We start from the raw sequence: 13,147 nt of genomic DNA, 5'->3' as shown, positions 1-13,147 counted from the left end.
GAATTAGCGCTATCGTTACTTCTCTCAGTTGTTGGTGTTACACCCGGTGTGGAAGCCTCAATTGCTGCTGCCCTTTGAATTGTGCTAGGTGAGGGCGAATTAGCAATTTCATTACTTATTTCGATTCCTGCGGCTTCAAGGGGTGCCGTCTGTTCGTCAATTGTTGCTGCCCTTTGAATTGTGCTAGGTGAGGGCGAATTAGCGCTATCGTTACTTCTCTCAGTTGTTGGTGTTACACCCGGTGTGGAAGCCTCAATTGCTGCTGCCCTTTGAATTGTGCTAGGTGAGGGCGAATTAGCAATTTCATTGCTTATTTCAGTGCCTGCTGCTTCAAGGGGTGCCGTGAGAGCATCTATTGGTGGCTCAATTGTGTTGGGTGAGGGCGAACTAGCGCTCTCATTGCTTATTTCAGTTCTTGGTGCTGCAATGGTTGCTGGTGTTGAATCTGGTGCCGTGGAAGCCTCAATCGTTACTGCCCTTTGAATTGTGCTGGGTGAGGGCGAACTAGCAATTTCATTGCTTATTTCAGTGCCTAGTGATTCAATAGGTGTCGTTTGTTCGTCAATTGCTGGTGCCTTTTGAATTGTGCTGGAAAAGGGCGAACTAGCAATCGCATTGCTTATTTCAGTGCCTGCTGCTTCAACGGGTGCAGTGAGAGCAGCTATTGGTGGCTCAATTGTGCTGGGTGAGGGCGAACTAGCGCTATCGTTACTTCTCTCGGTTGTTGGTGTTACACCCGGTGTGGAAGCCTCAATCGCTGCTGCCCTTTGAATTGTGCTGGGTGAGGGCGAACTAGCAATCGCATTGCTTATTTCAATTCCTGATGCTTCAAGAGGTGCCGTGAGAGCAGCTATTGGTGGCTCAATTGTGCTTGGTGAGGACGAACTAGCGATCGCATTGCTTATTTCAGTTGCTGGTGCTGCAATGGGTGTCCTGACAGGACCAATCCCTACTGCTTTAGCTGGTAGTTCGGTAGCTAAAACGGGTTGCACTAATGTTGGATCGGTTGCCCGCATAACTGGCAAAGCAGCCTCTGCCGAGATCGGTGCCGTGTCAACATCGACCGATTCACTTAATTGTGAGCCTTGGGATTCTGCAAAAAAGGGTGAATTCTTGAAAGGATTATCTGGCGGAAATTCATCCGCCACTTCCTCAGAGAAAAAACCGGAAGGATTGAAAACGGTAATCGATCTTGCTCCCAGCGGGTGCAAAAATTTAGGATTTAGTAAGTTCTGCCCTAACGGATTAGGTGGAAGCAAGGGGTTTTTGATACCAAGGGGTTCCTGGGGTATCGTTTCTCCATCGGGAAAATTGTTCCTTGGTTCTGTGCCCTCATGTTCCGCCATATTTTTGTTGTGTTAATTTCTAGGCAAAGTATCCCAAACTATCGCGTCCACCGGAAATTGAAGAGCCGCCATTGCGTGACTTATCAACCTGTAAACTCTCGTATGAAAGTGTTAACTCTTCAATTGCCACTGCATTGGAATCCGCGCTTAATGAGGCTGACTTCCAGGCAACAGGAACGGCACCAATTAGTGTCCAACACTGCATTGTTTCTCCTGCTGGGTTGAATACCAAAATATTAATGTTACGACGTTCTTTTTTCGGTAGATTATTGCCTTGATTACGCCCAACATCGCTTAATATTTTACTAATCCAATCCCAAAAAACTAAATCATTAGTGATACCCCGCTTGAGGGTCACATCTGAAAATTCTGCCTGACCTAGAAAAATTCTCTGTTGATCGTTGACACCGCCTTCATAGTGTTTTTGAGCCTTGATCGTCACGCCCAAGCCTTGGCACTCGGTGAAACAGGCAGTAATATTACTTTGAATTTCTACATAAAAACGATTGGCAGTAACGTAGTTTAGTTCGCGGACGCTAGTGCCATTTTTGTTCTGTCCATTATTGCGACTTGACGCAGACGACTGTGCTGGTGGCAGTGGGGCGGGCATCAGAAGTATCCTCCGTAGTTTCTACTGCGTTCCCTTTGACGACGTAAATCTTCAAGCATCAATTCATAAACGCGATCGCTCAATTGCCTCAGCAATAAAGGATCGCGCAGAACTTTAGCGGCTGTCTTTGATACCGCAGTTTGGTTATCTTTATCGTTACTGGGAACTAAACCCGGTGCTGCGTACCCAGCCGGACGAGTGCTACTCCCAATGGGTTGTAGATAAGATTGTGTCCCCAGATTAGCGAGCGCGCCGGAAACCGCTTGTTGGGAAGAATACCTGTTCATAAAAAAACCAAAACTTCCTGTTATCTTAGGGCATCCGTTTTTGGCTGATTGCTAGACAAAGGTCTAAATTCAGCTAATAGCTATTCGCCATTAACCTCTAAGAATCTAATTCACTCTAATCCAGCAGGTAATTATCTAAAAACTATTCTAGCGGTTGTAACGGCACCAGTCCGGCTTTGCTCAGCAATCGCTGTGCCTCAAGAGTTCTCAGCAGCTCGGCGAATTTTTGACCGGCAGGGATACGGCGGTTATCTCCAGAATAAATAACCGTTATCGGATATGCCAAGGGGTAGGTGCTATTTTTGAAAAATTCTATATTAGGATGATAACTTCCTTTATCATCACAGAGGTCTGTTGTTGGCTCTACAGGCTTCCCATTATCTTGAATTAACGCCTGGATTGCTGGTTTATTTCCGTCTTTTAAAGCTAAGGGATAAGCCGAACATTGACCGAAAACTTTGCTGATTGTGCCAAAGGCAATTCCTCCAACCTCATCATCCTCAAAATCCCGAATCACCTGTCGTAGAGTCTCGAAGGTTGACAGAGGCTTAATTTCTGGCTCAAAGGAATTTTTAAACAAAGGAGGTGGTTGCTCGCTCTTTTGAATTAATTTTCTAAATAGAGCAATTTTTTGCTCATCTTTAAGAACTCGTTGCTCAAATATTCGTACCGCCTCAGTTTCTTTCGGAATATAGAGTTTTACAGGTAAATCAGGCCCTCCTAAAACTTGCCAATTAGTAATTTCGCCAGTGTAAAGCTGACGCAATTGCTCAAAAGTAATTTGACCCTTGAGAGACTGAGGAAGGCTTTTCTCTCGTTTGGCGTAGCTGAAGGCAACAAACACGACCAGCCCATCGTAGGCAACTGGTTTATACTTCAATTCGCTGGTCAAATCACTCACCAAGCTAGAAATCGCAAAGTCTACTTGCTGCGAACTGACTTTCGCGATCGCTTCCTCTCCGGAAGGCTCAGCTTGATAATTCAACTCTAATTTTGGCTGACGTTCTCTGAGCTTGTCTTCTAAAGTTTTATTCTTTGAGATGAGATTGGCGTGGCGCAGGATATAGCTCCATGTTCCGTCTTTTTCTGCTGTGTAAGTAAACTTACCCGCAGGAATACCAGGGATTTCCTTGATGCAACAAACCAGAAAATCATCATCGGCGGCACGATTACCCGCTTGGGACTTCGGAATCAAAAACCAGATGAGTATTCCCAACAAAGTCACTCCCAAAGCACCCAACAGCAGCCAGGGAAGACGACGCAGCTTGGTTTTTTGCTCTTCTAGCGGCACTGTGTCTACAACTACTAGATCGACTGGTTTCTCTGGCGGCAACTTCAACAGTGCTTGTCGTGCTTCCTCAGCACTCTCAAAACTGACATCTAGCCCTAAAAGGCGAAAAATAAACATTTTGAGGTGAGGTTCCACTACAGGCCATTGCTGTTCATCCTTGGGGTCAAGCAGCTGACCGGAAACGGGGTCAGTAGAGCGTCCTACTAACAGGTAAAAAGCCACGTATCCCAAAGCGATTAAGTCTTGGGTAACTGTAGGGATAACGGTTTGGGCAGTTGGCAGGTCGAACAGACGTTCCCAAAGCGCCAAATCGCATACATGGATAAAAAATTTCTGGTCGTCTGTCACCATCAGCAGACTATCTAAACTAATATTGCCGTGAGCGATTCCCTGCTGCACCTGACCGGAGGGCAGACTAAACTTTTGACCGTGGAGAAACTCCAGGGTTTGCAGGACTTGGTTGAGGACTTGGCGCACTTGCCGACTGGTCATCGCCCCATTGGCGGCAAGGCAGGCGTTTAGAGTTGGATGGGTATCTAAATTGCTCGTGGTAACAAGATAGCAGCGTTCCGCAATCGGGTCAGAAATAGCGTCCCAAGGGTGACGCAAGCGAACATCTTGGACTCTTCCATCTGCTAGACTCAAACCGGCTGCTAACTCGAAGGTTTGCTGACGCAGGCGGGTTTCTTCCTCGTTAAAACAACGGTCGGGAAGCAGGTACTCTTTAATCACAACAGGCTGCTGATCGGCAACCTGAATTCCCTTGTACAGTCGTCCCATTCCCCGGCGTCCCAATAAGCCTTCGATTCGATATCTTCCCCGACGTCCCCGGATCTCACTTTTCTCAGCTAAGGTGGCAGGGAAACTACATTCTGAGCAATATTTGGCGGTTGGATCTTGCTGAACCGTTTGTAACGGTAAGGTACAGCTTAAGGCTTCACTATACTTGCAACGGTACTGTCTGTAGAGGTGGTCAACTCCCTGGACCTGCGGGGTAAATTGAGGCGGCGGTACTTCTGTTAGGTCTGATGGAGTCGTTGGTTCTTCTAGCGTTAGCGGATCGAGTTCGGTTTTGATTTCGTCAACGACAGGTGCAATCCATTGGTATTGACTCAACCAACCGTATTGGTGGAGTCTGAAATGGGGGGGGTTCCGCCTTAGATACTCCCTTAGAACAATTTTGGGAATGTTTGTCAGTGCCACCGAAAATTCTCCGGATAAGCGATAGGTGGATGGTAAGTTAACATTGATTTAACGTACTGGGAATATAAACTGATGGCAAAAGAGGAAGTAATAAAACTTTTTAGAGCTGTTCAAACTGACTCCGCCTTACGGGAAAAGCTCAACTCTGCACCCGACTTGGAAACCTTAGTCAAAATGGCTGAAGAATGTGGTTATCACTTTACAGTTGAAGAATGGAAAGATACAACCGGATTTAAGGTAGAAGAGTTGGAAGGGGAATTGTCAGAAATCCCTGGTTTATAAGTTTAATCAGTTGTAAAGAATAATTAGCGCGATAGCGTACAGCCCTTTGGGCATGAAAACAGCGAAGCGAGGCGTTAGCCTAGCGCCGACCTGTCGGTTCGCTTTCTTATTTCACACCCAGCCTTTCACTTCCGCATCGGTGAGAGGTCTTTCCAGTTTGACATATTCGCTTTTTGCTGCTTGCAAAATGTGTTGCATCCCGACCGGCTCATTGGCATCTGCGGCGATAAAGGCTGCATTGAGGGCAATATTGCGAATGTTTCCCCCGGCGACGTTTAGCCGTGCTAGCTTCACAGGATCTAGCCCTTCAGTCGGTGTTTTTCTGGGGAAGATGCGCTGCCAAATTTCAGCTCTTTGGGTGGCATCAGGGAAGGGAAACTGAACGATAAAACGAATCCGGCGCAGAAATGCCTGATCGAGAGAACCTTTTAAATTAGTCGTCAAAATCGCTAAGCCTCGGTAAGCTTCCATGCGTTGTAACAGGTAGGCAACTTCAATATTGGCATGACGGTCGTGACTGTCTTTCACTTCAGAACGCTTGCCAAACAGGGCGTCAGCTTCGTCAAACAGCAGAATTGCTCCCCCAGCTTCTGCGGCATCAAATACTCGCCGCAGGTTCTTTTCTGTCTCCCCGATATACTTACTGATGACGGAACTCAGGTCGATGCGATAAAGGTCTAGCTGCAATTCGCCAGCCAGTACATCTGCTGCCATTGTTTTGCCAGTACCGCTGCCTCCGGCAAATAAGGCGCTGATGCCCAAGCCGCGTCCGCTGCCGCCAAATCCCCAGTTTTCGTATACTTTGGCACGTTGCCGAACGTGAGCGGCAATGTCGCGCAACACCTGTCGCTGTGCCTCTGGCAATACCAGCTCATCCCAACTGGCTCCTGGGATAATGGGTTGAGCCAGGTCATTGAGTCTCTGGCGAGCTTGTGAACGGCAGGTATCCCACAAGAGGGTGCTGAGCGTTTCTTGAGGACTGAGGGGTGAGGACTGAGGGATGAGGACTGAGGACTGAGGACTGAGTGAACAGAGAGATTTTTTATTATCTCCTCTACCTTTTGCCTCAGTACAAACAGCGTAAATAGAAGGGGCGCTAAGGCTGAAATGGGATACCAGCGTATCTAGATGTCCGTTCAAGCTTTCTGCTGCTTCACCCAAGGCATCTTGCCAGATAGCCCGTTGTTCGGGGGCGGTTGGCTTGCTAACATCAATCGTAATTGAGGGACGCTGTCGCGATCGCCTTCTTTCGGGACTGATGACGATGACCGGACTGGTGACTCCTTCAATCAACGTGGCGATAACATTTTCTCGCGCTGGATCGCTTGTCTCGACATCGTCACAGTCGAGTAACAGGACACTCTCACTTAAAATGGCTTCCCGATTCCATAGCCGCAGGATACTGTTAAAGTCGCTGAGACTGGTGGGAATTGCTTGGGCGGACATCGCATATAAGTTGAGCTGTAAAAGAGCGCAAGTTGCAGATGCGATCGCTCGTTTGCTGGCAGTCTCATCTCCACATAGCTGCACAACAGGTAGCGCCGAACCTTGTTGCGATGCCTGCAACCACGCCCCTGCCAGTTGTTCTGCAACTTGTCGGTGCGATGGCACCAAACTTTGAACCGAGCGGTGCAATGGCTCGATAATGCCTATGAGTCGTTCATCTAGATGTTGCACGCCAGCGATGTAGTGCAATATTCGCTCGTCAATTCGCAAGGAACTGGAGGTGAGTGTAGTGCCTGTCCCAACTTCAATCAGTTGCCAGCGACGCAAAGAGGCAGTAGGTGTGAGCGCATCCCAGTGGGAGGCAGGTAGAATCGCCAGCGCTAAGCTCATTGTCGGATATGCCTGCCGCTCGTTGCCTTGAGCGATCGCGCATAAAGAAGGAAAACTGGGGTCAAGTTCCATCCCCACGCACAACAGCAGGATATCCCGCTCAAAATCTGACAAACCGAAGGTCTTGCACAGTTGTTCTAGTGTTGCTGGAGGCGAAAGGTTCGAGGTCAGAGGTAGAAAATCTTCTTCCTGGACTTTTTCCTCTCCTTGCATCTTTGCCGCTTGGCGTTCTAACGCCTGACGCACGCGAGCAACTTGTCCCATGAAGTAGCGCTGATTCGCTACTTGCCAGCGATCGCTAGTCGTGGTCATCATACAATCGTTACCTTTGGGTCAATATACTGCTGGAAGGTCGGGCTGTCTTTGTCCGTATCCACGCTCAACATACTTTCCGCTCCATCTACGTGTACCCGCACCAAATACTCTCCTGGCTTCACATCCCGAACCGGAATGATTACCGAGGTTGTATCGGCTCGACGCGGTAAAGCATCAAACAGATAAGCGCCTGGGTTATCGATTGACCGTTCGTTCAGCGCCACCACAACTCGCTGCTTGTTGCCGATAGTAAGATTTACTTGCAGTGTCAGGTTCGCCGAGCGCAGTTCATCTCCACTTCCCTGAATATCGGTAATACTTACTTCTGTAATCGTTGGACGCAATACAAACGGTGCCACATTCGACTCCACACTGCGTTGGAGAGCAGGCTGGAGGCTTAACGCAGGGGTCGAGTTGCCTCTGGATGTTGCGCCGTTAGATTCGACTCCCCCGTTCGTCCTAGGGGCGCTGGGGCTTGAGAGGTGATGAATCACCTGTAGACTTTGTACGCCTGCGCGGAGCGACTCGGCAGAGAAGGCACTTAGGGGCAATGTGACCTGGGTTTCGTGAACTTCTGAGGGCGTCGCTTCCACCTCACCAAGACGAACCCGCGTGATGTTGCTATTCAAATTTTTACCCCGAATCAGCAACGTACTGTCTGCCAAGATTGCCTGAAACCTGCCGGCTTGAGACACTACTTCCTGAATCACCGGCTGATTGGAAAACGGTACCACACCGCTGAACCTGTACTCGCGCACGGGTAAAGCTTTCTGGGCTGCTTCTTCCCCTTCTATCATGACTACGGTCGCTCGGTAAGCAACTGATAGGGTGTAGGGGGTTTGGAAGAATACCGACCAAACTTTAGATAAATCTTCTAAAGATAAATCCATTGGCACGAAGCTAATTTCTTCGAGCTGTTCGGAGAGGTTAGAGTCCGCTAAGTAGGTAAAGTTAGAATCAGCGATCGTGTCCCAAATCATTTCCTGGGTTAGAGTTGAGCGATCTTTAAGGGTACGGACGACGCTGCCTAAAAGTCGTTGCGGTTCTAACTCAACCTCATTGCCATAGAGACTGATCATGTAATGCAGATCGAGAGCATTGTGCGATCGCTTTGCCATTTCGCCCTTACGATTGCGATTCCGCACATCTGCACTGCTGCGCCACACGGGATTGAGACTCACTTGATACAGGTAGATGTTCACTCCCGTCTCTGGGGTGCCACTCCCTAAGTTACTGGGTCGCACCGTTGTCACTCTTGCGCCATCCAGGTCTATTTGTACAACAGCTTGCAAAGTTCTTTGCAAAGCAGCAGTGACAGTAGCGATCGCTAAATAATTGCTCATAAAAAAATTTCAGCAATCAGCTTCGCAAAAAGCTGATTTATTCGTTTTCACAGTTTAGCTTGACAAAGGTTTCTTTTGATAATGACCAGATTCTGACCATTAAGCACTAACTAATCCCAGTTTTAATGCTTTTACAATTGCTTGCGTGCGGCTGGTGACACTGAGTTTTTCAAAAATTGCTGTTAAGTGAGCTTTAACTGTAGCGACTGTGATGTAAAGGCGGCGGGCAATTTCTTCATTAGAAGATCCTTCAACGAGCCAGTGTAAGACTTCTCGCTCTCGTTCGGTTAAGTGAATGCTCCGACCGGAAAGATGCGATCGCCCTGCATAAAATTGAAACAATCGAAAGAAGCAAGCTGCAACTTCTGGCGATAAATACACTTCATTTTTCATGACGGTGTTAATTGCTTCGCACAGTTGAGTTGCCACCCGGTCTTTAAACACGTACCCGCTAGCACCCGCCTGCATCGCCCGAAACACCCATTCGTCTTCCCGGTGTCCTGAGAGAACTAACACTTTCCCCTTATAGGACATTTCTCCCAAACCAATCAAGGCGGTAATTCCATCTCCAGGGGGCAATTCCATATCCAGCAAAATCATCGCTGGCTTTTGCTCAGCGGTTAATTTTAACGCTTGCTCTACAGAAGCCGCCTCTCCGACAATCTCAAATCGAAAAGAGCCGTTATTACTCAAGAAGTCAAGTAGAGTCCGTATCCCTGCTCGAAAGCGCGGTTCATCATCCACGAGTAAAATCGAAATTGGCGCTGGTGCGGACATTTTAGAGAACCTCAAGGCGACTGTTCGTTTTAGAGGGTGAGTAACTCATTTATCATTCCCACTGACTCACTGAAAATTGCTATCGAGGTAGGGTGAAGGAAAACTGTGCCCCACCAGAAGGCAAGTTTTCTACCCAAATGGTTCCTCGATGGTCGAGGATAATTTTTTTTGCGATCGCCAAACCCAAACCAGTACCGCCTGGACGCTTGGAATAAAAAGGTGTGAATACTTGTTTCAAGTCTTCTTCAGAAAGCCCGGAACCGCAATCGGAAACTTCAACAAGCACTTCAGATTGAAAGACTTGCCAATTACAAGTAATCATTCCCCCAGGGGGGCTAAAATGAACTGCATTACTCAATAGGTTGTCAAATACGTGTTTCATCTGCCATCGATCCCCTGCCAGCGTGACCGGCTTCTGCGGATAGCGGATATGCAGTTGTTTTTCTTCTAACCAAGGTTGCAGACCTTGGATACTTTCAGCCAATGTTTTCCGCAGCTCATAAGGTGCTACCTGTAGTTTTGCCTGCTGTCCGCAATAAACCAAATCCGTTAAGTTTTCAATTAACTCATTCACGGTTTCGCGAACAATCCCAGCCTGCTCTTGCAAGCAGCCGGATGGCAACCCTAAACATAAATTTTCGGCGTAAAGACTAATCAGTGCCAAGGGATTTCGCAGTTGATGTTCTGTACGACCTAGCACTTGCTCAAGTAATTGAATCTCAGCTTTTTGACGGGAACACTCGCGAGACATCACCAGGTAGTGACTCAGCAATTGAGCCTGTTTTTCTACGCCTTCTTGTTGCAGCGAAGAAAGGGGATTTTTACTCCATAACAGCAAATACCCAACTTCTTTGGCTTTCTGCTCGCTGAGAGGGCAAACATAAGTGTTGTAGCTACAAGCGGCGTCAGCAGATGCACTTTTAGCACGCTTGGTTATTTCGCTCAACTTCAGCGCAGGTAGGGAATCTTCCCACCCCACCTCAGCAAAAAATTTGGGCAACTCTGCGTAATTTCCTTGGCGCTCGTCTGGATAATAGGCTATTAATTGACGCTTTTGGGTATCTGAATCTTGGTAAACAATCCAGGCGGCTACAACAGGTAGTTGTGCGCCTATCTGTTCGAGATGGAGCTTGCAAATACTCCTAAGATCGGGAGGGTACGGTGTACCTAGCGAACCGAGTGTGGAGGAAGGTGGATGCACCTGTACAGCAAACCGTTTTATTCCAACCTTCATCTGTAACTCCCCGCCATACAGGATATTTCAGTAACGTTGAATCGGATGTAAGCACCACTGAATTTTCATTTTGCGGAGCTTGTCATCTTCCGCAAGAAATAAATGACAAATCTAGCTTAGTCGGGGATTTCAGTCTTCATCCGTATTTACACACATTTTTTAAAGTTTCGACCAAAGTCTAATAAACACTCTGGGGTTGTCTTCCTAATCTAGACCTATACAGCCTAAACACCCAGTCTTATGATCCCTGCTGCTGCCCAGACTTTGGCAGAAATCCTGGCTGAAGGGACTTCCCTGCTCAGTACAGAGCAAATTGATTTCAACCACCCTAGTATGCGGCAGGATGTAAGACCAGCACTGAACCTGTTCTGCTACAACATCGGGGAAAACAGTCAGGTAGACCACAGGATTAACCAGGAAAAACCGCATCCACCCACTTTTGGGAAGTATTCCCCATTATGGTTTGACATTTCCTTCCTAGTCAGTGCCTGGGATCGTACCGTCCTGGGAGAACAGCGTCTGCTGTCAGAAGCCTTGATGCTGTTGTTACGTTACCGCTGGCTACCAGAAGAGCTGCTAGCGCCTTCACTACGGGGTTATGGCAACTTGTCAATGACCATTTCTGCCGTTGGGCTTATTGATGCCGTCGCTCTATGGCGTGCGCTGGGGGTTCCATTACGTCCAGCTTTATATGTAACCGTGACAGTTCCCTTTAACCAGCTAGGACAAGGAGAACCAATCACACCTATAGAAGTAGTAGGGAATGGGGTAGTAGGTAGTAGGTCGTAACAATTACCTACTACTCTAGGGGCGACCTGCTAGATCGCCCCTACCAATTACCGATTACCAATTACCGATTACCCACCACTAATCAAGGAAGACTACGCTATGCCAATGGATTATTTTGCTCCTGGTGTCTACGTCGAAGAAGTAGACCGTGGTAGTCGCCCGATTGAAGGCGTAAGCATGAGTGTTGCTGGGTTTGTTGGCTTTACCGAGGATGTACGCGGTGATGCCGAACTGTTCAAACCCATGATGATTACCAACTGGAGCCAATACCTAGAGTATTTTGCCAAACAAGGCTCCGATGGTTACACAGACTTCAACGCCTACCTCCCTTTTGCCGTCAATGGCTGGTTTATGAACGGCGGTGGACGCTGTTGGGTGACTAGCATTGGTACCAAACTCCCCGGTTCGGAACCACCAGCACCGGAGGAAACAGCCACAAAGCTCAGAACCTCTGGAAATCGTCCCTCTTTGATGTTTGCGATTAAGGCATCCGAAGGCGAAGAGGATGGTAGCTCAGCTCTTGCCTTACCCGGTGGACGAGTCAATGTTTCAATCCTTCCCGATGAACCCAAAGCTCCTGAAGATCCAGAGGCAGAACCCCCACTCAACACGGGTGAATACTTTAAAGTCATCGTTAGTCGCGGTGGAGAGAAACTCGAAGAGTACAGCCACCTGACCATGAACCCGGACGTCGAGGCGCAAGTGGGTACCTATGTCATCACTGCGATTAATGAGGGGATTGGCGACCAAGAGGCATCTCAATTTTTGTCCGTCACCGATATGTCCACCAGCGGACAACCCCTGTCTCGACGACCTGTCAACGGCACCTATGAAGTCAGCCCTCCACCCGTCATTTCTAGCCCTGAACGCTTTCCACGGGATGTAAATGGGGTGCGCGATGACCGCACGGGCGTCCAAGGGATTTTTGAAATTGACGAAGTTTCGATGATTGCTTGCCCCGACCTAATGCTGGCATACCAACGCGGCCTGCTGGATTTGGATCAGGTTCACGGCATCATGGAAATGATGGTTAGCATGTGCGAAAACAACGCACCCAGCCCCAACTATCGCATGGTAGTTCTCGACCCACCACCTTGCAAGGGAGGCGGCGAGCCTGTACCCCCTGAGCAACAAAAGCCTCAGCACGTAGCTCAGTGGTTAAGTAACTTCAATCGTCGTTCCATGTTTGGGGCGTTGTACTATCCCTGGATTAAAGTAGCGAACCCACGCAATGCCGGACGACCGATTTTGGTTCCCCCCTGCGGTCACATGATGGGGATTTGGTGCCGCACCGATGAGACCCGTGGCGTTTTTAAAGCACCCGCCAACGAAGTTCCTCGCGGTGTCTTGGGTCTAGCCTACGAAACTAACTTCCGCGAACAGGAACTGTTGAACCCGGTGGGGATTAACTGTATCCGCAACTTTGCTAACTACAACCGAGGTTTCCAAGTTTGGGGCGCACGGACTCTGGTAGAACCGGCTAATGTCCAGTGGCGCTATATCAGCGTCCGCCGCCTGATTAGCTACATTGAGCGCTCGATTGAAATCGGTACCCAGTGGGTTGTGTTCGAGCCTAACGATCAAGATTTGTGGGCGCGAGTTACCCGCACGGTCAGCAATTTCCTCGAACGGCTGTGGCGTGCAGGGGCGTTATTCGGTGGTTCGCCTGGTGAATCCTTCTACGTGAAGTGCGATGCCAGTATCAACACCCATGAGACGGTAATGCTGGGTCGTTTGTATGTCGAAATTGGAGTTTGCCCAGTCCGACCAGCGGAATTTGTGATCTTCCGCATCAGTCAGTGGTCTCCTAACCAGTAGGTTAAAACTCTCAGAT

11 protein-coding genes are annotated in these 13,147 nt (G+C 48.5%); 3 read left to right on the top strand and 8 right to left on the bottom strand.

The features are described from left to right. The 4 genes from NDI34_RS13570 to NDI34_RS13555 form a co-directional block, all read right to left on the bottom strand. A partial coding sequence (locus tag NDI34_RS13570; protein WP_348232906.1) for a hypothetical protein occupies positions 1-1,346 on the bottom strand: 1,346 nt, incomplete at its 3' end. A gap of 19 nt (positions 1,347-1,365) precedes the next feature. Further along, on the bottom strand, positions 1,366-1,956 hold the full coding sequence (locus NDI34_RS13565; RefSeq protein WP_190412619.1) for a phage tail protein: 591 nt from the start codon (positions 1,954-1,956) through the stop codon (positions 1,366-1,368). Next, positions 1,956-2,243 (bottom strand): hypothetical protein, encoded by a 288-nt coding sequence (locus NDI34_RS13560; RefSeq protein ID WP_199304833.1) that lies wholly within the window; start codon positions 2,241-2,243, stop codon positions 1,956-1,958. Before NDI34_RS13560 ends, NDI34_RS13565 begins: the two co-directional genes overlap by 1 nt. Positions 2,244-2,385: 142 nt before the next feature. Then, a complete protein-coding gene (locus tag NDI34_RS13555) occupies positions 2,386-4,737 on the bottom strand; it encodes a substrate-binding domain-containing protein (protein WP_190687942.1) in 2,352 nt (783 codons plus the stop codon). Positions 4,738-4,809: 72 nt separating this feature from the next. Here NDI34_RS13555 and NDI34_RS13550 point away from each other — a divergent pair, with 72 nt between their 5' ends. After that, on the top strand, positions 4,810-5,019 hold the full coding sequence (locus NDI34_RS13550; RefSeq protein ID WP_190528434.1) for a Nif11-like leader peptide family natural product precursor: 210 nt from the start codon (positions 4,810-4,812) through the stop codon (positions 5,017-5,019). A 111-nt stretch (positions 5,020-5,130) separates the two neighbouring features. Here the strand turns inward: NDI34_RS13550 and NDI34_RS13545 are convergent, their stop codons facing one another. The 4 genes from NDI34_RS13545 to NDI34_RS13530 form a co-directional block, all read right to left on the bottom strand. Next, positions 5,131-7,170 carry an ATP-binding protein gene (locus NDI34_RS13545; protein WP_348232905.1) on the bottom strand — a complete coding sequence of 680 codons (2,040 nt, stop codon included), beginning with the start codon at positions 7,168-7,170 and terminating at the stop codon, positions 5,131-5,133. Beyond that, entirely contained in the window at positions 7,167-8,513 is a 1,347-nt protein-coding gene (locus NDI34_RS13540; RefSeq protein WP_348232904.1) for a DUF4255 domain-containing protein, read from the bottom strand. The genes NDI34_RS13545 and NDI34_RS13540 overlap by 4 nt, the downstream gene beginning before the upstream one ends. A gap of 99 nt (positions 8,514-8,612) precedes the next feature. Next, complete coding sequence (locus NDI34_RS13535; RefSeq protein WP_190412614.1) at positions 8,613-9,290, bottom strand: response regulator transcription factor; 678 nt, start codon at positions 9,288-9,290, stop codon at positions 8,613-8,615. 79 nt (positions 9,291-9,369) lie between these two features. Continuing rightward, positions 9,370-10,524: a HAMP domain-containing sensor histidine kinase gene (locus NDI34_RS13530; protein WP_348232903.1), complete on the bottom strand. Its 1,155-nt coding sequence runs from the start codon at positions 10,522-10,524 to the stop codon at positions 9,370-9,372. 240 nt (positions 10,525-10,764) lie between these two features. On the opposite strand from NDI34_RS13530, the gene NDI34_RS13525 reads away from it, so the two are divergent. Continuing rightward, complete coding sequence (locus NDI34_RS13525; RefSeq protein ID WP_190412612.1) at positions 10,765-11,313, top strand: Pvc16 family protein; 549 nt, start codon at positions 10,765-10,767, stop codon at positions 11,311-11,313. Positions 11,314-11,412: 99 nt separating this feature from the next. Next, the gene (locus tag NDI34_RS13520) at positions 11,413-13,131 is read left to right on the top strand and encodes a phage tail sheath C-terminal domain-containing protein (protein WP_190412611.1); all 1,719 of its coding nucleotides are present in this window, start codon (positions 11,413-11,415) and stop codon (positions 13,129-13,131) included. The last annotated feature ends 16 nt before the right edge of the window (positions 13,132-13,147 follow it).

It is taken from the genome of Trichocoleus sp. DQ-U1, from assembly GCF_039961925.1.
In the GTDB taxonomy this organism is placed as follows: Bacteria; Cyanobacteriota; Cyanobacteriia; order Cyanobacteriales; family FACHB-T130; genus FACHB-T130.
This window is presented reverse-complemented; position numbering and strand designations above follow the sequence as displayed.

Excerpts from the sequence above, each read along its gene's own strand:
- NDI34_RS13545 (WP_348232905.1), bottom strand. The coding sequence starts at position 7,170 with ATGATGACCACGACTAGCGATCGCTGGCAAGTAGCGAATCAGCGCTAC.
- NDI34_RS13520 (WP_190412611.1), top strand. The coding sequence starts at position 11,413 with ATGCCAATGGATTATTTTGCTCCTGGTGTCTACGTCGAAGAAGTAGAC.
- NDI34_RS13540 (WP_348232904.1), bottom strand. The coding sequence starts at position 8,513 with ATGAGCAATTATTTAGCGATCGCTACTGTCACTGCTGCTTTGCAAAGA.
- NDI34_RS13525 (WP_190412612.1), top strand. The coding sequence starts at position 10,765 with ATGATCCCTGCTGCTGCCCAGACTTTGGCAGAAATCCTGGCTGAAGGG.
- NDI34_RS13550 (WP_190528434.1), top strand. The coding sequence starts at position 4,810 with ATGGCAAAAGAGGAAGTAATAAAACTTTTTAGAGCTGTTCAAACTGAC.
- NDI34_RS13565 (WP_190412619.1), bottom strand. The coding sequence starts at position 1,956 with ATGCCCGCCCCACTGCCACCAGCACAGTCGTCTGCGTCAAGTCGCAAT.
- NDI34_RS13560 (WP_199304833.1), bottom strand. The coding sequence starts at position 2,243 with ATGAACAGGTATTCTTCCCAACAAGCGGTTTCCGGCGCGCTCGCTAAT.
- NDI34_RS13535 (WP_190412614.1), bottom strand. The coding sequence starts at position 9,290 with ATGTCCGCACCAGCGCCAATTTCGATTTTACTCGTGGATGATGAACCG.
- NDI34_RS13530 (WP_348232903.1), bottom strand. The coding sequence starts at position 10,524 with ATGAAGGTTGGAATAAAACGGTTTGCTGTACAGGTGCATCCACCTTCC.